Here is a 24,573-nt window from a genome sequence, read left to right as displayed (position 1 = left end):
CAGCTTTGTAATGTATCTTAGCTGCGACTTTTATTTATATTTTAGGAAAGTTTAAGTAAGAGATTTTTTATTCTACTGGTTTTACATGGATTCTTCCACGATATTCAGTTTCTGCAAAGTATAGGTTCTCTGCAATTCTTGCTTCTGGATTTAATTTAACATCTTTCAGCATTAATTCTTTAAATTTTTCATAACCAGCCATATCAATTAAATGACCACCATGCAGATAACGTGGCTCACCTTTTAAGACTTCTTTAGAGAAATCCTGCCAGTTGTGAATGATTGCGATTACGACTTCTTCTGTTAGGAAGTCCGCAAATGTTTTACCCATACGAGGGTATTGTTTACCAGTTCTACCACCAATCAGGATACGATAGAAAGGTTTAGCACTACGCTGCATAGCACCTGTTGGACATACCAATGTACATTCACCACAGCCTACACAACAGCAGGCATCTTTATCAATACGACCATTGACAAGGCTTAATACACGTGTTGCGTGTGATTCACATGCTTTGACACAACTTCCACAACCGATACACAGATCAGGATGATAAACTGGTTTTGTTAGACCAACGATACCAAAGTCATTAAAGTGACCTTTTGCACAGTCATTTGGGCATCCAGCAACAGCTACTTTAATGTGGTAGTGGCTAGGGAATACTTCTTTTTCAATCTTTTTTGCCATTTCCTGAGTATTGATATTGGCTTTGATACAGTGAATACCACCAATACATGCCATAATATTACGAGCACCAATGGTAGGATATCCAGCAGATGTATCCATATCAACATTACACATTTCTACTTCTACTTCATCTAAATAATCTTTTAATTCAGCATTTACTTTATCAATATTTTCATATTTGATACCAGGAATTTCAAAGCACTGACGAGAACCGAAATGGAATGTGCCATCGCCATAGTCCTGTGCCAGATGTTGCACAAAGCTTAAATATTTTGCTTCAATCAGACCACCTGGTACACGCATCTGTAGCATGAATTCGCCTTTTACTTTAGATTGACGGAAACAGTTGGTACGTAATTTACCGACATTCATATCTTGTGACATATTGTTACCCTCCTAATCCATCAATGTCTTTGCTTTGGTGTAAGGGAAGACAGGACCTTCCAGACATACATAGGTTTCATTGATTTTACAATGACCACATTTACCTAAAGCGCAAGACATTTTACGTTCAAATGATACATAGATATTTTCTTCTTTCACACCCTGATTCATACATTCTTTAGCAGTTGTACTCATCATGATTGGAGGTCCAACGATAATCACTGCATAGTCATTATCATTCCATTCTTTGATTGGAATATCTTTTACGAAATTCATCGCAAAGCCCTGTTTGAAGCCTTCTTTTTCGCCACGATCAAGTGTCCATGTGGTATGGAAATGATCAGCACTTTCAAATGCTTCTAAATCTTTTGTGAATAATACATGTTCTGCATCTCTAAATCCTGCAATCGCATAAACATCTTTGCATTCTTCAGGATGGCTTAAGTAATGATGCAGGGTACTTCTAACAGGAGATACACCCGTACCACCTGCGATGACAATAATGTGTTTTCCTTTAAATTCATCTAATGGGAAACCTTTTCCATATGGGCCACGGATAAATAAATCATCACCTGGCTGTAAATCAAAAATCACATTGGTCAGTTTTCCAACACGACGGATGGTAAAGCAGACACAGTGATCATCAAAACTTGATACAGAAATTGGAGCTTCTCCGATTTTTGGCAAAGACAGCTGGAAGAACTGCCCATGCTGGATAGATGGATGATCATATTCTACAACGAATGTGGATTCCATATCCGTTTCTTTTATGATATCTAAAATTTTATGCTTCTCTGGCAGCCATGGGTTCATCATTTCTTTTCCTCCTTGATCTTTTCAACTTCATCATATAAGCGGTTGACGATATGTGAGAAAGAAATATTGTTTGGACATACATCATCACAACGACCACAACCTACACACATATGATCTTCTGTGTTGAAACGTTTTTTGAAATCATATACTTTATGCAAGGTTTTAAAACGCATACGATCTGCATAAGCATCACGGAAAGCATGACCACCATTGACGGTTGTGAAATCATCATTCATACAGCCAGTCCAGGTACGTCTGCGTTCTCCACTCTTGCCATTTTCTGTATATGGTGTATCAACGGTATTGAAGCATGAGCATGTAATACATACGGAGTTACATGCACCACATCCGATACAGCGGCTGTTATATTCTTTCCACATATCCAGCTGATAGATTTGTGGCAGCATATCTTCTGTGATCTCAGGTACACGAATTTCACTTTTATTCTTTTCTACGAATTCTGGTTTGAAATCAACTGCTGGTTTTTGTAAGAAGCTTTCCTTGAATAAGTCAGTCTTACATTCTACCAATACTTTATTTTCTTCTGGCAGAAAACGCATAGCCAGATCATAGTCATCTGTTTTATTTGTATGCATAGAGCAGCATGCACAGGATTCCCATCCTTCACCGCATTCTAATAATACAAAATGAACTTTATCACGCATTCTCTTATAATAAGGATCCTGCGTAGTTCCATTTTCTAAAAAGACTTTGTCCAGACGTTTGATACCGTGAATATCGCAGCTTCTGGCGAAGATCAATAAATCTTTATCAAAAATCTGACTTTCCAGATATCCATACTCTGTATAGTGAAACAGCGTCTGGTTGACTGGATAAAATACTTCCTTAGGGGAATAAACACTACGTTCTTTTAATTCAATTTCTTCTGCGCTGCGGATTTCTTCATAACGAATCATATCCGTATTGCAATATCTGCCTACATTATGTAGACGCTTAGGCGCATAAATCTTGTAGTGCAGTCGGAGTGAATCAAAAATCTGATTCAGTTCCTGGTAAGATACTTCATATGACATTCCTTTGTCCTCCTTCTAAAACATAACGTTACTCAATGAAGTGTATTGTTCAATTGTGCAATTTATGCTATTTACAACCAATCTTATTGTAAACCCTCACAAATTGAAAATAAACTGATTTCTAACCATATAAGAAATCATAATAAGACCATAAAGTTCCCTAATGTATTTTATTAATATGGAAAAAGAAAAGAAGATGTAAGAAATAGCAATGAATAAAGGATTGTAAAATAATTTTGTAAGAAAATACTGTTTGTATAGATATGTGTCTTGTCACCTGTTAGGATATGTGATATACTGATGCAGATACTTTTACAAAAAAGTATGGGAAAAGGAGTAGAAAGGTGTCTGTAAAAAGATACTTAGATCAAAGGTATATGAATAAACAGGAAGAAATTAGACAATTAAAACAGGAAAAAGACGCGGTGCTTCTGGCACATTATTATGTGGATGAAGAAGTACAGAAAATCGCAGATTATGTAGGAGATTCTTTCTATTTAAGTAAGATTGCTTCAAGCTTAAACAATCGTACACTGGTATTTTGCGGTGTATCCTTTATGGGAGAAAGCGGAAAACTGCTGAGTCCGGAAAAAACAGTATTGATGCCGGATGCCAGTGCAGATTGTCCTATGGCACATATGGTTAGTAAAGCAGAAATAGATGAGGCAAGAAGTAAATATGATGATTTAGCTGTTGTATGTTATATCAACTCAACAGCAGAAGTTAAAACATGGGCAGATGTATGTGTAACATCGGCTAATGCAGTGAAAATCGTAAGAAATCTGCCAAATAAAAATATTTTATTCATACCGGATAAAAACTTAGGCCGTTATGTTAAACAACAGGTGCCTGAAAAAAATGTAATGCTTGTTAAAGGATATTGTCCAATTCATGAATTTATCAAACCAGAGGAAATCAAAGTATTAAAACAGAAATATCCAAAAGCACTTGTATTGGCACATCCGGAATGTAATGCACAGGTATTAGAGATGGCTGATTATATTGGATCTACCTCTGGTATTTTAAATAAGGCAAAAGAAAGTGACGCAAATGCATTTATCATTGCTACAGAAGTGGGTGTACGTTATGAACTGCAGGTACAAAACCCTGATAAACAGTTCTATTTTCCAGAAACATTACCTGTATGTACAGATATGAAAAAGATTACATTAGATAAAATTATAGAAGTATTAAAAACAGGAGAAAATGCGGCGGATGTCGTAAAAGCACATGTAGAACCAGCGAAAGCAACTCTAACAAGAATGCTGGAACTGGCAAAATAAACATATGCCTGAAAGGAGAATCAATGATGCAAGGGGATTTATACTACGATGTTGTCATCGCAGGCTGTGGTGTTGCCGGTATGTATACGGCATTAAATTTAGGACATGAAAAAAAGATTTTAATGATATGTAAAGAGGATTTAGAAAGTTGTGATTCCATGCTGGCACAGGGTGGTATTTGTGTACAGCGAGATGAAGATGATTATGATGAATACTTTGAAGATACAATGCGTGCCGGACATTATGAAAACAATAAGGAAAGCGTTGATTTGATGATTCGAAACAGTCGTGATATCATCAATCATCTGATGCGTTTGGGTGTAGAATTTGAAAAAGATGAAAATGGGGAACTTCGCTATACTAGAGAAGGCGGACATGGAAAACCAAGAATCTGTTTTCATGAAGATGTCACTGGAAAAGAAATTACCACGGTGTTACAGCATAAGGTAAAAGCAATGCCAAATGTAACCATCATGGAGCATACCTGTATGTGCGATATTATAGAAGAAGATGGAAAATGTGTCGGGATGATTGCTAAGAGCAAAGATGGAGAAACCTTACACATTCATGCATTATATACCGTAATGGCAACCGGTGGTATTGGTGGCTTGTATGAACATTCTACCAATTATCCTTCCCTAACTGGGGATGCGCTGGATATTTGTAGAAAACATGGGATTCAGCTGGATCATTTAGATTATGTACAAATTCATCCAACCTCTTTATTTACACGAAAAAAAGGCAGAAGCTTTTTGATCAGTGAATCCGCAAGAGGTGATGGGGCAGTATTATTAAATGGGAAACATGAGCGCTTTGTGGATGAATTATTACCAAGAGATAAAGTGACACAGGCGATTTTAAAAGAAATGGAAAAAGAAGGCAGTGAACATGTATGGCTGGATTTTGCGGCGGTACCAAAAGCTACTATTTTATCACATTTTCCTAATATATATAAAACCTGTTTAGAAGAAGGTTATGATATCACAAAACAACCGATTCCGGTTGTTCCTGCCCAGCATTATTTCATGGGAGGCGTACATGTGGATCATCATTCAGAAACGACCATGCCTTGTTTATATGCAATTGGAGAAACCAGCTGTAATGGGGTACATGGGAAAAATCGGCTTGCCAGCAACAGTTTGCTGGAAAGCTTAGTATTTGCGAAAGAAGCGGCTGAAAATATGATGCGTGCCGAGAAAGAGAGATAAGAAAATGAATACAATAACAATGCAGCTTGTTGCTGATCAATATATCCGTATGGCTCTACAAGAAGATATTCATAGTGAAGATGTCACAACGAATGCAGTTATGCCAGAATATAAGCTTGGAGAAGTTAATTTGATTTGTAAAGAAGATGGTGTGATTGCCGGTCTTGATATTTTTGCACGTGTATTTACATTATTGGATCCTGCCACTGAAATTACATTCTTTGTAAAGGATGGAGATCAGGTAAAAAATCAGGATTTATTGGCAGTTGTCAAAGGGGATATTCGCGTATTGTTAAGTGGAGAGCGTACTGCATTAAACTATCTTCAAAGAATGAGCGGTATCGCAACATACACAAGAAGTGTAGCAGCCTTATTAGAAGGTAGTCATACACGTCTTGTAGATACTAGAAAAACAACACCTTGTATGCGTATCTTTGAAAAATATGCCGTAAAAGTTGGTGGAGGTGGAAATCACCGTTATAACTTATCTGATGGTGTATTGTTGAAGGATAATCATATTGATGCTGCTGGTGGTGTTAAAGAAGCAGTACTTGCCGCAAAAGCTTATGCACCTTTTGTACGTAAAATAGAAGTAGAAACAGAAAATCTGGATATGGTAAAAGAGGCAGTAGAAGCAGGTGCTGATATTATCATGCTGGATAATATGACACCAGATCAGATGCGTGAAGCGATTGCATATATTGATGGTCGTGCAGAAACAGAATGTTCTGGCAATATCACGAAAGAAAATATCGCGTTGATCAAAGAACTGGGTGTGACGTATGTATCCAGTGGTGCTTTAACACACTCTGCGCCGATTTTGGATATCAGTTTAAAACACCTGAAAGTGATGGATTAATCGTGTTGTTTCACAAACAGGAAAGGAGTAAGTCACAGGTATGAAAACAGTCATGACAGGATCACAAAGACGTAAAAAGATTCTAGAACTGATGCGTGATGCCAAAGAACCATTATCTGGTGGTGCACTGGGAAAAGAAACCGGTGTCAGTCGTCAGGTGGTTGTACAGGATATCGCATTACTTCGTACACAGGGCTATCCAATTGTCGCAACTGCTCGTGGGTATATCATCAATGAAAGCTATAAAGCGATTCGTTTATTCAAAGTACACCACAGCAATGAACAGATTGAAGATGAATTGAATATCATCATTGATTTAGGCGGCAGTGTACAGGATGTCATGGTAAATCATCGTGCCTATGGGAAAATGAGCGCTCCTTTACAAATCAAAAGCAGAAGGGATATCCAGACCCTTTTAAATAATTTAAAAACAGGGAAATCCACAGCCTTATTAAATCTGACATCCGGATATCACTTTCATCATGTGGCAGCTGATACCGTGGAGATTTTAGATGAAATCGAAGAATCTTTAAAAAATAATGGATTTCTTGTGGATTTTCTTCCATATGAAAGAGAAGAAGATATTCAAGAGGGATAGAATAAATGACAGTACAGATGTACTGTTTTCTTTTTGTATAAGGAAGTACTTGATATATATGACAAATTTGTTATTATTAAGTTACAAGAGGTGAGGGAGATATGAAAAATCAGTATATTGAATTTAAAATCAAGAAAAAGTATTTATGTATCAGTATCATCCTACTTATGTTGCTTTGTGGAATCGGTGGATATTATATTTGGTGCAGCTATCATCCTATTGTAGATATTCAGGTTGTGGATGGAGGAAGAGGTAAAGATTTGAAAGTCCAGACGATTTCGGTGGTGGTCGCTCCAAGAACACGTATGATGCCATCTTTTGTGGAATTAAATGAACGTAAGCTTTGGATACAATATAATCATATGAATGAATATTTTTTGAATAATTATAAAGCTGGGGATATCAAATTACATGTAGAGTTGAAAGATCATAAAGCAATTTTGAAGTATACGGGAACTGCCACAAATTTAGAAGGCCAGGAAGAAAAAATTGATACAGAAATAGTTTGTGATTATGCATTAGACGCAAATATCAGTTGATGAAAAAAAAGGTAGAAGTCCTATTATGAAAGACTTCTACCTTTTGCGTTTTACGATAATATTTTTACTTTGTTGGACACAATGTTTGTTTGATGGCAGGGATATGTGCTAAACGAAGTGCACAGAAACATCCTACCGCGATACTGCATGTATCAGATATCATAAATGGAATGGCTCCCATTGCAATAACTGAGGACATGTTTTTTGCTGCTCCCATGTAGAAATTTAAAATGCCATACATGTAGATACATCCAATGGTGTATATGATGAATAAACCAATCATACAAATGATAAAATTCGCAAGGAATGATGTTGTATGAAGTTTATTGCGCATAATGGAAATAAAACTTGCGGCAATTGGAAAGCTTAACAGGAATCCGAAAGATGGCTGTAATACATAAGCAATACCTCCACCATTTGCAAACACAGGAAATCCTAATAATCCCATTAAGAAGAATAATCCATAAGATACCCATATATATTTTGGCTTTAACAACATACCTGCGATAATCACAACCATCGTTTGTAATGTAAGTGGAATAATACCTGCAGGAATAACGATTTTACTTCCAATCACAAATAATATCGTGAAAAACGCACAAAGTGTCAATTCTTTTGTTTTCATTTTCTTTACCTCCGTAATAACGGTTTCCAGTATACCGCTTATTACTTTGAATGTCAAACAATAATTTTACTTATTTTTCCTGATCTTATCGAATAATAGAATATTTATGTTAATATAGAAGTAGAAACATAACAAGGAGGGATTGTTATGAAAAAACTAATAATAGGCATTATGACAGCAGTATTATTCATCATAAGTGGTTGCAGTCAAAAAACGCAAGAAAATAATCTAGGCCCCATAGAATTAAATGAACAGGGAGAATTAATTTCTCAATTACTTAATGATAATAACTCCTATCCTATTTTTCTATCTTATGATCTTAAAGAGGATTGTAAAGGTGCGAAGGTTGAATTGTGGGAATGGAAAGATCATCGATATGAATCAGTTTATGCACACTATGGACAGGTGAAAAAAGGTGAAGGAAATATCCTTGTGGACTTAAAGATTGATCCTGTGTCTATGAAAGCAGTCTTACAGGATGAATCTGGAACATCCACATCATCCACATATCCTGATGAACCAGTTAAAATTAAAGATGATCAAGAAAGTTATAGCAGAGGAATGGTTAGTTTAAGTGAAAAGACAAGCTTTCAGATAGATGAAGAAATACCCTTATTGATTATACAAACCAAAAAGGTTACAGATGGAACAAGTACGATGGGATTATCTTTAGATGCATATAAAGAACCTGAAAAATACATTACAAAAGATATGTTGAATCTTTATGCAATCACAGTGAAATTTCAAAGTGAAGCATTATAAAGCAAAAGAAAAATGTCAATAAATCTAGTGTTTACTGGAAGTATTGACATTTTTTTATTGATGGGAATTTTGTTGTTGGTTCTTTTTACATTTTGTATAAGGCAATCCATTATTTTCAACATGCACATTTACACCACGACGAATGGGGGTTAATAGAAATCCTGTAATTATCCCCAGCAAAAATACGTTACAAAGCTTTAATGTTTCTTTTTTCATATGAACTCCTTTCGTTATATTCATTATACGCTGTATTTACTTAAAAAGATAGAACAGGAATCAACGTTTATGCTTAATGAATCGATAAATCAAGATGATACTTCTTGCGGCTTCAACAGATAAAATTAAAATAAAGATTTGAGAAAGTCCTTTTTGTATACCACGTGTGAACATTTTAAAGGTAATTGAAATTAAATAAAGAATAAATGCATAAACAAAATAGTTATGTGTTTGATGCTGTGTTTTTGTTAGTGCTTTTTCTATTTGTGTCATATAAATTGGAAAGTGAATAAGCTCTCCAATAAAAAACAAGATGCACATACCATAAAGGGGGGCAGTTGCACTGCCAATATTATTTGCCAGGCTTTCAAATAAAGATGGATTGCACAAAAGCAAAATAATGATAATGAATACGATAAAGATATGTCCAAGTGTACGGATATTACGATATGTAAAAACATGATATGTCTTTTTTAAAGCTTTTTTAGACATCCAGTTGACGGGACGATAATAATTAACTGGAAATAAAAATATAAAGGTAAAGTAAATGATCAGAAATGGTGTATATATTATTTTCTGTGATAAAGACAGCTTTTCAACATTACGTGGCTTTTTCTTTACAGGTGCTTGGATGTCTTCAGATTTTGGCTTACATTGGATATTTTCTGGTTGAATTGCATCATAGTCTGCTTGTGTATATGGCTGCCATGTACCATTTTTTAAGCGTTCTACACGAAATGCGATATCTTCATACGCCAGTCTTTGAAGTAATAAATGCAGGTAATCGATATTGAAATACATTTCATCTGAAAAGACATGGATATACTCGTTTTTTAATATAGCTGTTCTTACTTTTGCTTTATCAAAATCAAATTCTTCCATTACATCCTCTGCTAACAATAGATTACCAGAATTAAGAATAATCAAACGTTCTTTTATCGCACTGTGATCTTCAAATGCATCGGCATTATATTCATAACACTCAAATTCTACCATGTCATCTTTTGCGTTAAGGTAAAGATGATGCGCAAACAAAAAGCGACAAGCAAGGCAAGTGAAAAAAATACAGGGAACAGTGCAGGATATAGAAAACGTGAGTATTATATATTCCCTTGAAAGCATCATTTCCGTACAAATCAAAAGCATAAAAAAGAAACAAAATAATAATTTAAAGGCATTAAGGTTGAAACTTTTGATTTGCCAAATACTTTTTTCAATGCGATGGGATATGTGCAATCTATAAAGTAGAAAGCTTGGAATACATATCATAATCGAAAAACATGCAATATCCATGATATCAAAGTCAAAATTTCGAGAAGCTGCTGCTGTATATGTCAAAGCAAGAAATCCTGGAATCATGGTAAGAAGAAGTAAGCCGACATGGTGACAACGTTCTATCAGATATAAACGCTTATGCCAATAAGACAGGTAATGACGAAGCATAATTATGATAGAAATAATCGTTGAGATAAAGCATAAGATATACAGGAATAAGGTTGTGATATAAAATGTTTCCTGATACATGATATTATATTTTATCGTATCAATAAACCAGGAAAAGCTGGTAACGACAAAGAAAAGTGATACACTTGTGAAAAGTAAGCTTAATAAAAACATCAAAGCGATAAATTTTTCGTTTTTTGCGATTTCAATATGATTTCTGACATATTGGATTTGTGATTGCATAAAATGTTCCCTCCATATTTTTTCAATTATTATATCATAGATAGTTATAGAAATCGATTTCATTTACATCTCAAGTTCATAAATTTGAAAAAAGTGAACGTTTTTTATAAATTTTGTTTATCAAAGTATTTACTTTTGAATATCAAAGTATTATAATCGATTTGAATTTCAAAGTAAAAACTGGGAATTCGGACAACGACAGTTAAAAAACAACATATAAAAAAGCTATAAAGTTTTTTTTACAAAGTAATCTAGTAATTGAAACTAAAAGTATTGACATTGGAAACAAGAAGTGTTAATCTAGTATTCGTTACTAGCAAAGTACAGGAGGAACAAATATGTTTGAAAAAGTAAAAGAAGTATTAGTGGAAGCTATTAATGTAGATGAAGATGTAATTACAATGGAAGCAAATTTAAAGGATGATTTAGGTATCGATTCTTTGGCTGCTGTTGAATTGTCATTAGAACTGGAAACAGAATTTGATGTACGCATCGAAGATGATGAATTAGCTAAATTAGTTACAGTCGCAGATATCGTGAAATTATTAGAAAGCAAACAATAAGAGCCAAGATATCTTGGCTTTTTTAAAATTGTGGAGGTACACATATGAATACGAAAGAGATTCAGGAATTAATTGCGGTATTTGAAAATTCAAATTTATCCCGTATGGAAATAGAAGCAAGTGATATTAAATTAAAAATGGAAAAACCGGTTGGTGATGTGCAGATTGTTTCAACACCTGTATCACAGCCGAAAACAATAGAAGTTAATGAAGAAAAAACAGAAACCAAAAAAGAAGGATATTGGGTAAAGGCACCAATCGTAGGAACCTTTTATCAATCACGTGCCAAAGGCAGTACACCGTTTGTGGAAATTGGCCAGCAGGTGAAAAAAGGTGATGTACTTTGCATTATTGAAGCGATGAAGGTCATGAATGAAATCCATGCGCCAATGGATGGTGTAATTGCGGAGATTCTGGTGACAGATGATTCCATGGTGGAATTTGATCAGGAGCTGATGCGCATTGTGGAAGGTGTAAAATGAAGCGAATATTGATTGCCAATCGTGGAGAAATCGCTGTTCGTATCATTCGTACCTGTAAAGAAATGGGTATTGAAACGGTCGCAGTGTATTCCTCTGCGGATAAAGAGGCATTACATGTTCAGCTTGCGGATTATGCAGTCTGTATTGGTGGTGCCAAAAGCACAGACAGTTATCTGAATATGAAAAATATTTTAAGTGCTGCCTGTATGACCGGATGTGATGGTATTCACCCAGGTTTTGGATTTTTAAGTGAAAATGCCAAGTTTGCCCGTCTGGTTATGCAGTGTGGGATGACTTTTATTGGTCCTAATCCTGATGTAATTGAAGCGATGGGTGATAAAAATCATGCTCGTCAGAAAATGATGGACGCAGGTATTCCTGTGATCATGGGAAGTAAAGATTTAATTGAAACAGCACAGGAGGCGCTGGAAACGGCGAATAAGATCGGTTATCCAGTATTGATCAAAGCCGCAAATGGCGGTGGTGGACGAGGCATGCGAGTAGCTTATAAAGAATCAGAAGTAAAGGATGCCTATGAAACCGCAAGAAGTGAAGCACGTGTTTGTTTTGGTGATGATGGCGTGTATATGGAAAAATACATTCTGGAACCTAAACATGTGGAAGTTCAGCTGATGGCAGATAAGTTTGGCAATGTGTGTCACTTATTTGAACGTGACTGCTCCTGTCAGCGACGCAATCAGAAATTGTTAGAAGAAGCACCATGTCATACACTGAAACAGGAAACAAGAGAAAAAATGCTGGCAGATGCCGTGCATGCTTGTAAAGTTGTCGGTTATGACAGTGTTGGAACGATAGAATTTTTACTGGATGCGCAAAACAATTATTATTTTATGGAAATGAATACCCGTATTCAGGTAGAACATACCATCAGTGAAATGATTACTGGTATCGACTTAATCAAACAACAGATCAAGATAGCAGAAGGTATGAAATTATCATATCGTCAGGAAGATATCAAATGTTTGGGACATGCGATGGAATGTCGTATCAATGCGGAAAATATCAAAATGAATTTTGCGCCAAGTCCTGGTAAAATCAGTTTTATTAATTTCCCTGGTGGAAGAAATGTGCGTATTGACACGGCTGTATATTGTGGCTATGAGATTTCACCATATTATGATTCTATGATTTTAAAACTGATTACCTTTGGAGATAATCGTTTGGAATGTATCAAAAAAATGCGTGTAGCGTTGGAAGAATTAATCATTGAAGGTGTAGAAACCAACATTGAATTTCAATACTTACTGCTGCATCATCCAACATTTGTATCAGGTAAATATGATACCGGGTTTATGGAAACCTTTATTAAGGAGTTGAGCGAGGATGGAACAATTATTTAAAACAAGAAAAGATCGGTTGAATTTATTCAAAAGCAGAAAACAATCCCTGCATAAAGATCCGATTGATATACCAGACAATCTGTTCCACAGCTGTCCCAACTGTAAGGAAACTTCTTTGTTTGAGGATTTGATGCATAATGACTATGTATGTCCTCACTGTGGTTTTCCAATCAAGATTACAGCACATGAGCGTATTCGTCAGATTGTAGATGATGGAAGCTTTGAGGAATTTAATAAAGGGATGCATTTAAAACAGGTGCCTGATTTTCCCGGTTATGAAGATAAATTAGAACGCCTGCAGAAAACAACCGGTTTAAAAGAAGCGGTAGTCACAGGTGTTGGAAAAATCTATGGTCAGCGTTGTGTTCTTGGTATCATGGATTCTAATTTCTTTATGGGTAGTATGGGAAGCATCGTTGGAGAAAAGGTAACATGTGCGATTGAATATGCGACGAGTAATCGTTTGCCTTTGATCTTATTTACCACCAGTGGTGGTGCTAGAATGCAAGAGGGAATATCATCCCTTGTGCAAATGGCAAAAACCAGTGCCGCTTTAAAGAAACACAGTGATGCTGGCTTATTATATATATCCTATTTAACGCATCCAACGACCGGTGGTGTATCCGCATCCTTTGCGATGTTAGGAGATATCATTTTGTCAGAACCTAAATGTCTGATTGGTTTTGCGGGTAAACGTGTAATTGCATCCACTGTAAAAGAAGAACTGCCAGATGATTTTCAAAAGGCAGAGTTTGTATTAGAGAAAGGTTTTATCGATAAAATCGTAGAGCGTAAAGATGCGAAAAAAGTATTGTATCAGATATTGAAGATGCATGAAAGGAGTGCTTATGCAGGTAAGAGAAAGTGAAGCTAGAATCGCTGCATTAGAAGCGCGGTTTGCTTCTTTGGGTGAACAGGATCTGTTTGAAAAAGAAGCGATACAAAAAGAAATCACACAAATCAGAGAACAGGCATATGCATCCTTAAGTGCCTGGGATATTGTATATTTAGCACGTCATCCAAAACGCCCGAAAGCAAGTGATTATGTAGAAAAACTGTTTGATGATTTTATTGAACTACATGGCGATCGTGCTTTTGGAGATGATGGTGCCTGTGTGGCAGGACTTGCGAATTTTCATGGCATGCCTGTGACATTGATTACACAAAGTAAAGGTAAGACCTTAGAAGAAAATATGAAAAAGAACTTCGGTATGCTTCATCCAGAAGGATATCGTAAAGCACTTCGCCTGGCTAAACAGGCTGAAAAATTTCACCGTCCCATCATTACGATGGTAGATACTTCTGGTGCATATCCTGGAAAAGGTGCAGAAGAACGTGGACAGGCAGAAGCCATTGCCCAGTGTTTGGAAGTTTTTTCAGGCTTGCGTACACCTGTGATTGCCATTGTATTAAGTGAAGGAGGCAGTGGTGGTGCGCTGGCATTCAGCGTTGCGGATAAAATCCTGATGTTAGAAAATGCGATATATTCCGTATTATCACCAGAAGGCTTTGCCTCAATTTTATGGAAGGATGAAAAACGTGCAGAAGAAGCAGCAGAAGTCATGGAGCTTACTGCGGCTGATTTAAAGCGAAAAGGAATTATTGATACCATCATCAAAGAACCACTTGGTGGAGCACATCAAAACTTTGATCTGGTATGTGATCATTTAGATAAAGAATTATATCGGGAATTGTTGCAGCTAAACATGTTAAGTGGGGATACCCTGGTAGAAAAACGCTATGCGAAATTCAGAAAGATGGGACTTGCGTATGAAAACATGTAGAATCAAAGGCTTTGGATATGCCAAGGCAAAACGCAAAGTTACCAATGATGATATTGCACAGGTTGTGGATACCAATGATGAATGGATATCTTCCCGTACCGGTATCAAAAGCCGATATATCAGTGAAGAAGAAAATACCAGTGATTTAGCAGTTCGTGCAGCACGTATGGCAATAGATCACAGCGCTGTAGCGTATACGGATATTGATTTGATTATTGTCGCTACGTTTACACCCGATTATACTACACCTTCCACGGCTTGTATGGTTCAGCATAAATTAGGCATGAATGAACAAAAAGTCATGGCTTTTGATATCAATGTGGCATGCAGTGGTTTTCTTTATGCCTTAGAAGTTGCTCACAGCCTGTTAGCATGTGATATGGCACATTCTGCACTTGTGATTGGTGCGGAAGTCATATCAAAACAATTAGACTGGGAAGATCGTGGAACTTGTATCATCTTTGCGGATGGGGCAGGAGCTGCTGTTGTAAAACAAGAGCCTTGTGATAATCGAATGCTTCATTTTGCTTCTAGCAAAGGGGATCATGAAGGCATTATTCATGCAGATGCACCATTACCAAGAACATTATTTTCTAAACAGGTGTATACACCGACGCTGGTACGTATGAATGGCAGTGAAACTTTCCGCTTTGCTGTTAACGCTATGAAAGAAGCAATCGAAGATGTATTATCACAAGCAAATGTATCATTGGATGAAATCGATTGGATCGTGCCTCATCAGGCAAATCTTAGAATAATCAACAATGTATGCAGACGTATGCATATCGATATGGAGAAAGTATATATCAATATCGCGGAAACTGGGAATACCAGTGCCGCAAGTATTCCTTTGGCATTAGGCGAAATGCAGGAAAAAGGCCTGTTAAAGGAAGGCATGAAAATCGTTCTAACAGGATTTGGCGCAGGATTTTGCTGGGCTGGAGCCTATATAGAACTGTAAGGAGAAAAGCATTATGATGATCAATGAACTCTTAAATATCAAATACCCAATCTTCCAGGGAGCGATGGCAAATATCGCAACTCCACAATTTGCGGCATGTGTATCCAATAGTGGTGGACTTGGTATTATCGCAACCGGTGCAATGGATGCCACTACAACTAGAGAAGCCATTCGTACCTGTAAAGCATTAACCAATAAACCTTTCGGTGTCAATGTGATGTTGATGAATCCGGATACAGAAAATATTATGAAAGTAATCTGTGAAGAAAAAGTGGCAGTTGTGACGACAGGAGCAGGAAATCCCGGTCCTTATATTGAAGCATTAAAGGCCAGTGGTACAAAAATCTTTCCTGTAGTGGCAAGTGTGGCACTCGCAAGACGTTTGGAAAAAGCCGGCGTCGATGGAATCATCGCTGAAGGTGGCGAAAGTGGTGGGCATGTTGGAGAAACAACAACCATGTCTTTGGTACCACAAGTTGTAGAGGCAGTTAATATTCCAGTTATCGCAGCTGGTGGAATTGCCAGTGGAAAACAGATGAATGCTGCTTTATCCTTAGGTGCTGTCGGGGTACAGATTGGTACGATCCTGTTGGCATCCCATGAATGTCCAATTCATGAAAATTATAAAAAAGCCGTATTAAAGGCAAAAGATATGGATAGTGTGGTAACTGGTAGAAGTGCTGGAACACCTGTTCGTATCTTAAAGAATCAGATGGCATTACAGTATCTGAAGCTGGAAGCAGCAAATGCCCCAAAAGAAGAAATGGAAAAATTAACCCTTGGCGGACTTCGTCGTGCCGTATTTGATGGTGATATGAAGCATGGTTCTGTAATGATGGGACAGGTTGCTGGTATGGTACATGAAATCTTAAGCATACAGGAAATATTAGAAAAACTTGTTAAAGAAAGTCAAGAAGAAATAAAAACACTAGAGGAAAAAGTGAAAGGCCTTGTCTATGAGAAATAAAAGTTTAGATACATTAGAAATACCACTCATACAAGGTGGCATGGGTGTAGGAATTTCCTTATCCAAACTAGCTGGTGCGGTTATGAGAGAAGGTGGCATGGGGGTTATCTCAGCTGCTCATCCAGGATATCGCAAGCCAGATTTCTGGCAAAACAGTAAAGCATGCAATGTGGAGGCCATCATAGAAGAAGTAAAAAAAGCCAAAGCATTGTCAAAAGGAAAAGGGCTTTGTGCTGTAAATGTCATGGTCGCATCCCGTGATTATGAAACTTATGTCAAAGCATGTGTAGAGGCAGGTGCGGATGCCATTATATCCGGAGCAGGACTACCATTACATCTGCCTGAAATCGTTAAAGATGCAGATATTTTATTAGCCCCAATCGTTAGTAGTGGAAAAGCAGCTTCCCTGATTTTAAGAAGCTGGAAACGCCACAGTAACCGTATTCCTGATTTTATCGTAATTGAAGGAGCACTTGCGGGAGGGCACTTAGGCTTTAAAAAAGAAGAAGTATTGAATGAATCGTATGCTTCTTTAGATGATATCTTAAAAGATGTATTAGCACTGCTTCCACCATATGAAGAAGAGGCCGCAAGAAAGATTCCTGTATTTGTTGCTGGGGGTATCTATACAAAAGAAGATATCAAACATTATCAAAGCATGGGCACTTATGGGGTACAGATGGGAACCCGTTTTATCGCTACGACAGAATGTGATGCAGATGAGCGTTATAAACAGATGTTTGTGAATGCGAAAAAAGAAGATATCGCCATTGTGAAAAGTCCTGCTGGATTGCCTGGACGTGCCATTATGACACCTTTTATGAAGGAGCATGAAAACAAGCGTGCAATACCAACCCATTGTATTGGCTGTATGTTGCCTTGTAAAATTGATTCCACACCATATTGTATCAGTGAAGCATTGATACATGCTGTAAAAGGTGAAGTGGAAGAAGGTCTGGTGTTTGCAGGAGCAAATGCATATCGTATTGATAAAATCGTAACGGTACATGAATTGATTCACGAATTATTTGGTGAATAGAAAGGATTTATACGTATGAAAACAGCATTTTTATTTGCCGGACAGGGTGCACAAACACCCGGAATGGGAAAAGAAATATATGAAACAGATCCACTTGCGAAAGCAGTATTTGACAGTGTGGAATTAGATGTGGATATCAAAGATCTATGCTTTCAGGGTCCTAAAGAAAAACTGGATGATACCCAATATGCACAGCCGGCTATTTTTGTGACAAGCATGGCACTTGCCAAGGTATTGCATGAATATGGCATACAGGCAGATGTTGTGGCTGGATTAAGTCTTGGAGAATATGCGGCATTATGTTATGCTAAGGCATTTTCTATTTCTGATGGCGCAAAAATCGTAAGAGAGCGTGGAAAAATCATGGCCAATGCTTTACCAGCAGGAACCAGCTCTATGTATGCGATTTTAATGTTAGATGAAGCTTCTATATTAGAAGCATGTGAAGAAGTGAAATCTATTGGTGTTTGTGAGATTGCCAATTACAACTGTCCGGGACAAATTGTAATCACAGGTGAAAAAGCAGCAGTGGATAAAGCCAAAGATCTATGTATAGAAAAAGGTGCACGCCGTGCAGTTCCACTTGCGGTATCTGGAGCATTTCATTCCTCCTTATTAAATGATGCAGCCATTAAACTACATGATGTTTTATCAAACTATGATCTAAAGAAACCAAGTATTCCAGTATATCACAATATCAGTGGAAACATTGAGAATCAGCCTTTGATTGATATCTTAAGCAAACAGATTGCACACTCTGTCTATTTTGAACAGACGATTGCCAATATGCTGGGTGATGGGGTAGATACTTTTATTGAAGTAGGACCTGGAAAAACAATCAGTGGTTTTGTGAAAAAGTGCTGTAAAGGACATGATGTAAAAATCTTACATGTAGAAGATATGACCACATTAAAAGAATGTGTAGAAGCATTGAAAGGATAAATGTATGGAAAGAAAAACAGCTTTTATATCCGGTGCATCCAGAGGAATCGGAGAATGTATTGCAAAAACACTGTCAAAAGAATATGATGTGATTATCAATTATTCCAACAGTGAAGAAAGTGCAAATAACGTATTGGCACAACTTGATCCAAGCGGTCATCATAAAGCAATCAAATGTAATGTTGCCAAAGGCGAAGAAGTAGAAGCGATGATGAAAGAAATCATTGATACTTATGGACATATTGATGTGATTGTCAATAATGCCGGTATTACAAGAGATAACTTGTTGCTTCGCATGAGTGAAGAAGATTTTGATTCTGTCATTGATGTCAATCTGAAAGGATGCTATAACTGCATTCGTTATGCGACACGTCAGATGATGAAACAAAGAAGTGGCTGTATTGTGAATATGGCCAGTGTGGTAGGTATTATGGGAAATGCAGGTCAGGCAAATTATGCAGCAAGTAAAGGCGGTGTGATTGCACTTACCAAAAGTGTCGCAAGAGAACTTGCAGGCCGTGGTATCCGTGTGAACGCTGTTGCACCTGGATTTATTGATACCGCAATGACACAGAAATTAGATGATACCGTAAAGAAACAAATGTTATCCGGTATTCCATTAAAACGATTTGGCGATGTACAGGATGTTGCTAATGTAGTGAAGTTTTTGTGTAGTGAAGAAAGTGCATATATAACAGGCCAGGTAATTAATGTAGATGGCGGGATGGTGATGTAAATGAAAAGAGTCGTAATTACAGGAATGGGTGTTGTATCACCGATTGGAAATAATGTAGAAGAAGTATGGACAAATGTAAAACAAAACGTATGTGGAATTGATCGTATTACACACTTTGATCCAAGTGAATATCGTGCAAAGCTTGCAGGTGAAGTAAAAAATCTGGATATGGAGCAATACTTTACCAAACGTGATTTAAAATTTAATGATCGTTTTACCCAGTTTGCCAGAATTGCCGCAAAACAGGCATATGAAGATAGTGGATTACAGGATGTTGATTTTGATCACGATCGTTTTGGGGTGATTTTAGGTAGTGGCATTGGTGGAATTTCCACAATTGAAGGAGCTTCCCAAACAATTGAAAATCGTGGACCAAGCAGAATATCCCCATATTTTATTCCTATGTCATTAATCAATCTTGCGGCAGGCAGTGTAGCAATCGATATGGGTGCTCATGGCAATGTATCTAGTGTGGTAACAGCATGTGCAGCAAGTACCAATGCAATTGGGGAAGGATTTCACAGAATTCGTGACGGATATGAAGATATTGTCGCAGTCGGGGGCAGTGAAGCAGCGATTACACCTGTGGCAATCGCAGGATTTGCGAGCATGCGTGCCTTACATGAAGGGGAAGATAAAAACCGTGCAAGTATTCCATTTGATGCAGAACGTAAAGGCTTTGTCATGGGAGAAGGCGGCGGTGTGCTGATTCTTGAAGAATTGGAACATGCCTTAAAACGTCATGCGAAAATCTATGGAGAAGTCGTAGGATATGGTTCAACATGTGATGCCAATCATATTACCGCACCACTTGCGGATGGAACAAGCGCAGCTCGTGCAATGGGTATGGCAATTAAAGATGCAGGCTTAACTACAAAGGATATTGATTATATCAATGCCCATGGAACATCTACACCATTAAATGATTCCAGTGAAACCTTAGCAGTCAAAGTAGCATTTCAAGAAGATGCTTATAAACCATATATCTCATCCACAAAATCTATGAGTGGACACCTGTTAGGTGCCAGTGGTGCTTTAGAAGCGATTATTTCTACTCTTGCAGTAAAAGAAGGCTTTGTGCCAGCGACAATCAATTATGAAAAAAGCGATCCTGCATGTGATTTAAATCTTGTGGTAAACGAAGGTAAAACTGCAGATATTCGTGTTGCCATGTCTAACTCTTTAGGCTTTGGTGGACATAATGCAAGTATCATTATCAAAAGATGGGAGGAATAAGTCATGTTATATAACAGTAATGAAATTCAGGAAATCATTCCTCATCGCTACCCATTTCTATTGGTGGACCGTATTGAATCCATTGAAGGAAATAAAGTTGTAGGTACAAAATGCATCAGCGCAAATGAAATGCAGTTTCTTGGACATTTCCCTGAAAAACACATCATGCCAGGTGTACTTCAATTAGAAGCACTGGCACAAACAGTGGCAGTAATGCTGTTGAGTAAAGAAGAAAACAAAGGGAAAATCGGTTTATTTGCCGGTATCGATAAAGCCCGCTTTAAACGTCAGGTCATTCCTGGAGATGTGCTTCGATTAGAAGCAGAAGTCATTCGTGAACGTATGGGAATCGCATGGGTAAAGGCTGTTGCTAGTGTAGATGGAGAAGTAGCTGTTTCAGCTGAAATGATGTTTGCCGTAAGCGATAAGTAATATGTTTACAATTTATGCTTTTGATGAAGTATCCAGTACCAATGATGTCTTAAAACAACAATATCATATATATCAAGATCACAGCGTCATTCTGGCCCACAAACAAACAAAGGGCAGAGGGCGCTTTGACCGTGTATGGGAAAGTAAAGAAGATTTGACATTTTCCATTCTTCTAAAAAATGATTATCCCAATGAACTGATTGCGCCATTATCTGTTGTATTTGCGTTAAAACAATATGGCATACAGACTTCTGTCAAGTGGCCAAATGATATCCTGATTCATGGCAAAAAACTATGTGGCATTTTGATTGAAAGTATTTATGAAGGCAATCAAAAGGTCGCTACAGTGATTGGAATTGGTATCAATTTAAGTAAAAAAGATAATTTGCTTACAAAAGCAGATTATGTCAGTTTGCCAAAAGAGGAACTTTTACAGAAGATATTAATACAATATGATCAGTTAATGATGGCAAAATCATCTTTTCTATTATCCTCCATTTCACAATATTCTTATTTATCTGGCAGATCCATCCTGCTGGATGGTATAATATGGAAGGTAGATGGCATTGAAGAACATGGATATCTTCGTGTACATCATCAGGATACCATACGCCTTTTGAAAAGTGAAGAAATCACATTAGAGGCGATTTATGAGAAGGAGTAGTTATGATCATAGGGATTGGATGCGATATCGTAGAGATATCAAGAATTGCAAATGCATTAAATAAACCGGTGATACAAAGAATTCTGAGTGAAAAAGAACAGGAAATCGCTAATCAATATCCGGATAAACGCAAAGCCGAATGGATTGCCGGACGTTTTGCGGCAAAAGAAGCGATTTATAAAGCAATTCACAAGGTTGTGGATTGTACGATATCAGACATTGAAGTACTTCAGGATGATACAGGAGCGCCTGTGTGTACATGCTTTGATTATGATGTTATGATATCCATTGCACATGAAAAAGAATATGCCATTGCTTATGCAATGGTTTTGACAAAGGGGTCTTAAATTATGTTTTATGTATATTGTCTGCACTTGCTGTGGCTGATTCCGATATCATGGATTGGATGCTTCATGGTACGTAAAAAATCATTTGAAGAACGGTTTTTACACATTGCGAAATGGTGTAAACGATGTTTTCATCTGTTGCATATCAAATTAGATGTGGAAATGGAAGATGCATTGCCAAGCGATGGCAGTATTCTGTTTGTCAGCAATCATCAAAGCTTTTTTGATTTGTTTATGTTGGAAATCGGCATCCATGTGCCATTTACATTCGTGTCAAAAGCCGAAAATAAAAAGATTCCATACTTATCTAGTTTAAGTAAGAATCTTGAATTGATCTATTTTGATCGTGAAGATCAAGGCAGTGCCGTGCATATGCTAAGGGAAACAACCAGACGCTTAAAAGCTGGTCAAAATATTCTGATCTTTCCAGAAGGCACTCGATCAAAAGGCACAGTGATGAAACAGATGCAGGCAGGCAGTATCCAACCCGCATTCATGGCAAAATGTTATATCGTGCCCGTGGTATTATGCGATTCTTTTGATTATAAGCGACTTTTAAAACAACATGGAACCTTTCACATGCATATAGGAAAAGCCATCCCATTTGAAGCATATAAGCCATTAAAAGTGGATGGTATGATCAAACAGCTACAAGAACAAATGCAGGGAGAATTAGATGCATTTCATCAAAAATAATATAAAAATGAGCAGGAATTATAATTTTGATATGATCCTGCTTGTTTTTATATTGGTTTTATAATTGTGTTTTAATATAGTCTATGACTTGTATCCAGCCATCCGATTCTGCGCCATATCCCCATAATGGCTCTGTAAGATCTTCCAATATATCTAACTTTTGTTTGATAGATGTGACCATTTCTTTTCTCTTTTCAGAAGGAATCATTAATAATTGTTCATCTGTTACTTTGAAACGAACGTTTTGTAAGAAATTGATCATATCATAATAACATTCATTATCATTTGAAAAGAGCGTATACGCAGGGAATATGGAAATGACATCTTCAAAAGCTGTTTTCAAATGATTTAGTTGTAAAGCCTGTAAAGTTTCTGGAATATAAGGTACAAGTTCAGCTTGTTCACTAATGACACCCCACCATCCTTCACCTTTCCAATTGCCAATCATATTCATACTGATATGTAAAATGAAAAGTTCATGACTTACTTGTTGTTTGATTTCTGAAAGACTGCCTATTCGCCATAATTGATCAGAAATATCTACTAAAGCAGCTTCATTTAAATGTGATGTGTCTTTTATAAAATCTTTGATTGCCATCATTTTCTTATCCTCCATTTTCATTATGTTTATTTTACCATAACGCATAAAAAAATCACTCCATATTTAGAGTGATGTTTATGCTTCTTCTTTTGTCGTCATAGTTTTCATCTTCTGTAAACCAAAGATGATAGCACCACCAACAACAAACCAGATGATGCTGAATGTATCAATACTTAATGGTGGCTTTGGTGTAGCTAATGTTTGTGGTCCCATAACGATTGCATAGAAGGAACCAATCATCATACCAATGATTAAGAAAATCATGATAGGACGATGTTTGTCAAGTGCCCATTTAATTAAACGAACCACAGTAACAACACCAGTGATGATACCTAATCCAAATACAAACAGGATTGGGATATAAGATAAATCAAATCCCATTACCGCTTTAATTGCGGAAATGATAGGAACATATAATCCAAAAATCAACAATAATGTAGAACCACTGATTCCAGGTAGTACCATAGCAGAAATGGCACACATGGCAGCGACAAATACATATAATATTAAACTAATATCTAACTGTGCCAGATTTACACCAGATTCACTTCCACTTACCGGATTGAAATACGTAATGAATGCAACAAGTGCTACACCACCGATAAATGCCAGAATCGTTTTCCAGTTGAATATCAGGCTTTCTTTTTCTTCTTTTATAACGATGGGAATTGCGAACAAGATAAATCCGATAAATAAAGAACTAATTTGATAAATATAAGTATCGAAGATATTGGCAAGTACACTGACAGCACTTAAAAAACCAATAACCCATCCAACGCCTAATTTCAATAAAAAGATGATTGCGTCAATTTTTTCCTGTTTATCACCAGCGATCAAAGCATCTAAAGAGCCGATAAATTTATCATAAAAGCCGAGCAGGAAAGCAATCGTACCCCCAGACACTCCAGGTACGCTATCCGCTAAGGCCATACAAAAGCCTCTAATAAAATTTAAAACCATAAACTTCCTCCTTTGCGCAAGTATAATTATACAGGAAAAAGCTAGAAACTCCAAAATAAAATACAAAAGATTTGTTAAGATTTCGTAAAATGATGGATATACGT

At 36.9% G+C, this 24,573-nt stretch carries 29 protein-coding genes; 21 read left to right on the top strand and 8 right to left on the bottom strand.

The window, feature by feature from the left end:
- Positions 1-67: 67 nt before the first annotated feature.
- From asrC to asrA, 3 genes are read right to left on the bottom strand one after another with little or no spacing between them, the layout of a single operon-like run.
- Complete coding sequence (gene asrC / locus DW761_RS16685; protein ID WP_117451608.1) at positions 68-1,072, bottom strand: sulfite reductase subunit C; 1,005 nt, start codon at positions 1,070-1,072, stop codon at positions 68-70.
- Between the two features lie 12 nt (positions 1,073-1,084).
- Entirely contained in the window at positions 1,085-1,888 is an 804-nt protein-coding gene (gene asrB, locus DW761_RS16680) for an anaerobic sulfite reductase subunit AsrB (RefSeq protein ID WP_117451610.1), read from the bottom strand.
- Positions 1,885-2,922 carry an anaerobic sulfite reductase subunit AsrA gene (gene asrA, locus DW761_RS16675; protein WP_117451612.1) on the bottom strand — a complete coding sequence of 346 codons (1,038 nt, stop codon included), beginning with the start codon at positions 2,920-2,922 and terminating at the stop codon, positions 1,885-1,887. Before asrA ends, asrB begins: the two co-directional genes overlap by 4 nt.
- A gap of 377 nt (positions 2,923-3,299) precedes the next feature.
- On the opposite strand from asrA, the gene nadA reads away from it, so the two are divergent.
- The 5 genes from nadA to DW761_RS16650 all read left to right on the top strand — a co-directional run bounded on the left by nadA (position 3,300) and on the right by DW761_RS16650 (position 7,409).
- Positions 3,300-4,205: a quinolinate synthase NadA gene (nadA, locus tag DW761_RS16670; protein WP_117518848.1), complete on the top strand. Its 906-nt coding sequence runs from the start codon at positions 3,300-3,302 to the stop codon at positions 4,203-4,205.
- A 23-nt stretch (positions 4,206-4,228) separates the two neighbouring features.
- Complete coding sequence (locus tag DW761_RS16665) at positions 4,229-5,413, top strand: L-aspartate oxidase (protein ID WP_233513119.1); 1,185 nt, start codon at positions 4,229-4,231, stop codon at positions 5,411-5,413.
- Positions 5,414-5,417: 4 nt separating this feature from the next.
- Complete coding sequence (nadC, locus tag DW761_RS16660; RefSeq protein WP_117451616.1) at positions 5,418-6,272, top strand: carboxylating nicotinate-nucleotide diphosphorylase; 855 nt, start codon at positions 5,418-5,420, stop codon at positions 6,270-6,272.
- A gap of 40 nt (positions 6,273-6,312) precedes the next feature.
- Entirely contained in the window at positions 6,313-6,870 is a 558-nt protein-coding gene (locus DW761_RS16655) for a transcription repressor NadR (RefSeq protein ID WP_117518815.1), read from the top strand.
- 101 nt (positions 6,871-6,971) lie between these two features.
- Positions 6,972-7,409: a hypothetical protein gene (locus DW761_RS16650; protein WP_117518814.1), complete on the top strand. Its 438-nt coding sequence runs from the start codon at positions 6,972-6,974 to the stop codon at positions 7,407-7,409.
- Positions 7,410-7,473: 64 nt separating this feature from the next.
- Here DW761_RS16650 and DW761_RS16645 read toward each other — a convergent pair whose 3' ends face one another.
- Positions 7,474-8,034, bottom strand: coding sequence for a biotin transporter BioY (locus DW761_RS16645; RefSeq protein WP_117518813.1), 561 nt, complete (start codon positions 8,032-8,034; stop codon positions 7,474-7,476).
- A gap of 147 nt (positions 8,035-8,181) precedes the next feature.
- Between DW761_RS16645 and DW761_RS16640 the strand changes: the two genes are divergently transcribed.
- Positions 8,182-8,796, top strand: a complete 615-nt coding sequence (locus tag DW761_RS16640; RefSeq protein WP_117518812.1) for a hypothetical protein — start codon at positions 8,182-8,184, stop codon at positions 8,794-8,796.
- 54 nt (positions 8,797-8,850) lie between these two features.
- On the opposite strand, the gene DW761_RS21225 is transcribed toward DW761_RS16640, so the two are convergent.
- Together DW761_RS21225 and DW761_RS16635 are read right to left on the bottom strand one after the other, a co-directional pair.
- Positions 8,851-9,012: a hypothetical protein gene (locus DW761_RS21225; RefSeq protein WP_199485649.1), complete on the bottom strand. Its 162-nt coding sequence runs from the start codon at positions 9,010-9,012 to the stop codon at positions 8,851-8,853.
- A gap of 60 nt (positions 9,013-9,072) precedes the next feature.
- Positions 9,073-10,698, bottom strand: coding sequence for a hypothetical protein (locus tag DW761_RS16635; protein ID WP_117518811.1), 1,626 nt, complete (start codon positions 10,696-10,698; stop codon positions 9,073-9,075).
- A gap of 338 nt (positions 10,699-11,036) precedes the next feature.
- Between DW761_RS16635 and DW761_RS16630 the strand changes: the two genes are divergently transcribed.
- The 15 genes from DW761_RS16630 to DW761_RS16565 are packed head-to-tail and all read left to right on the top strand — an operon-like array spanning position 11,037 to position 22,908.
- The gene (locus DW761_RS16630) at positions 11,037-11,261 is read left to right on the top strand and encodes an acyl carrier protein (protein WP_117451627.1); all 225 of its coding nucleotides are present in this window, start codon (positions 11,037-11,039) and stop codon (positions 11,259-11,261) included.
- Between the two features lie 44 nt (positions 11,262-11,305).
- The gene (locus tag DW761_RS16625) at positions 11,306-11,743 is read left to right on the top strand and encodes an acetyl-CoA carboxylase biotin carboxyl carrier protein (RefSeq protein WP_117451629.1); all 438 of its coding nucleotides are present in this window, start codon (positions 11,306-11,308) and stop codon (positions 11,741-11,743) included.
- Positions 11,740-13,104 (top strand): acetyl-CoA carboxylase biotin carboxylase subunit, encoded by a 1,365-nt coding sequence (gene accC, locus DW761_RS16620; RefSeq protein ID WP_117518810.1) that lies wholly within the window; start codon positions 11,740-11,742, stop codon positions 13,102-13,104. Before DW761_RS16625 ends, accC begins: the two co-directional genes overlap by 4 nt.
- On the top strand, positions 13,088-13,972 hold the full coding sequence (gene accD, locus DW761_RS16615; RefSeq protein WP_117451633.1) for an acetyl-CoA carboxylase, carboxyltransferase subunit beta: 885 nt from the start codon (positions 13,088-13,090) through the stop codon (positions 13,970-13,972). Before accC ends, accD begins: the two co-directional genes overlap by 17 nt.
- Entirely contained in the window at positions 13,953-14,888 is a 936-nt protein-coding gene (locus tag DW761_RS16610) for an acetyl-CoA carboxylase carboxyltransferase subunit alpha (RefSeq protein WP_117518809.1), read from the top strand. The genes accD and DW761_RS16610 overlap by 20 nt, the downstream gene beginning before the upstream one ends.
- On the top strand, positions 14,875-15,849 hold the full coding sequence (locus DW761_RS16605) for a beta-ketoacyl-ACP synthase III (protein WP_117518808.1): 975 nt from the start codon (positions 14,875-14,877) through the stop codon (positions 15,847-15,849). Before DW761_RS16610 ends, DW761_RS16605 begins: the two co-directional genes overlap by 14 nt.
- A gap of 13 nt (positions 15,850-15,862) precedes the next feature.
- Entirely contained in the window at positions 15,863-16,816 is a 954-nt protein-coding gene (locus tag DW761_RS16600; RefSeq protein WP_117518807.1) for a DUF561 domain-containing protein, read from the top strand.
- On the top strand, positions 16,806-17,855 hold the full coding sequence (locus DW761_RS16595) for an NAD(P)H-dependent flavin oxidoreductase (protein ID WP_117518806.1): 1,050 nt from the start codon (positions 16,806-16,808) through the stop codon (positions 17,853-17,855). The genes DW761_RS16600 and DW761_RS16595 overlap by 11 nt, the downstream gene beginning before the upstream one ends.
- 15 nt (positions 17,856-17,870) lie before the next feature.
- The gene (gene fabD / locus DW761_RS16590; protein ID WP_117518805.1) at positions 17,871-18,797 is read left to right on the top strand and encodes an ACP S-malonyltransferase; all 927 of its coding nucleotides are present in this window, start codon (positions 17,871-17,873) and stop codon (positions 18,795-18,797) included.
- A gap of 4 nt (positions 18,798-18,801) precedes the next feature.
- A complete protein-coding gene (fabG, locus tag DW761_RS21220; RefSeq protein ID WP_117451645.1) occupies positions 18,802-19,533 on the top strand; it encodes a 3-oxoacyl-[acyl-carrier-protein] reductase in 732 nt (243 codons plus the stop codon).
- Positions 19,534-20,769, top strand: coding sequence for a beta-ketoacyl-ACP synthase II (gene fabF, locus DW761_RS21215; RefSeq protein WP_199485648.1), 1,236 nt, complete (start codon positions 19,534-19,536; stop codon positions 20,767-20,769).
- Between the two features lie 3 nt (positions 20,770-20,772).
- Positions 20,773-21,201 (top strand): 3-hydroxyacyl-ACP dehydratase FabZ, encoded by a 429-nt coding sequence (fabZ, locus tag DW761_RS16580; protein WP_117518804.1) that lies wholly within the window; start codon positions 20,773-20,775, stop codon positions 21,199-21,201.
- Between the two features lies 1 nt (position 21,202).
- Entirely contained in the window at positions 21,203-21,865 is a 663-nt protein-coding gene (locus tag DW761_RS16575; RefSeq protein ID WP_117518803.1) for a biotin--[acetyl-CoA-carboxylase] ligase, read from the top strand.
- Between the two features lie 2 nt (positions 21,866-21,867).
- Positions 21,868-22,212 (top strand): holo-ACP synthase, encoded by a 345-nt coding sequence (gene acpS, locus DW761_RS16570; protein ID WP_117451653.1) that lies wholly within the window; start codon positions 21,868-21,870, stop codon positions 22,210-22,212.
- 3 nt (positions 22,213-22,215) lie between these two features.
- Positions 22,216-22,908 carry a lysophospholipid acyltransferase family protein gene (locus DW761_RS16565; RefSeq protein ID WP_117451655.1) on the top strand — a complete coding sequence of 231 codons (693 nt, stop codon included), beginning with the start codon at positions 22,216-22,218 and terminating at the stop codon, positions 22,906-22,908.
- A 58-nt stretch (positions 22,909-22,966) separates the two neighbouring features.
- Here the strand turns inward: DW761_RS16565 and DW761_RS16560 are convergent, their stop codons facing one another.
- Positions 22,967-23,509 (bottom strand): hypothetical protein, encoded by a 543-nt coding sequence (locus DW761_RS16560; protein ID WP_147323330.1) that lies wholly within the window; start codon positions 23,507-23,509, stop codon positions 22,967-22,969.
- Between the two features lie 75 nt (positions 23,510-23,584).
- Positions 23,585-24,469 (bottom strand): DUF368 domain-containing protein, encoded by an 885-nt coding sequence (locus DW761_RS16555; protein ID WP_117518801.1) that lies wholly within the window; start codon positions 24,467-24,469, stop codon positions 23,585-23,587.
- Positions 24,470-24,573 lie beyond the last annotated feature (104 nt).

It is taken from the genome of Absiella sp. AM29-15, from assembly GCF_003434225.1.
Taxonomy (GTDB): Bacteria; Bacillota_I; Bacilli_A; order Erysipelotrichales; family Erysipelotrichaceae; genus Hoskinsella; species Hoskinsella hominis.
The sequence above is the reverse complement of the archived record's forward strand: the minus strand, read 5'-3'. Positions and strand labels throughout refer to the sequence as shown.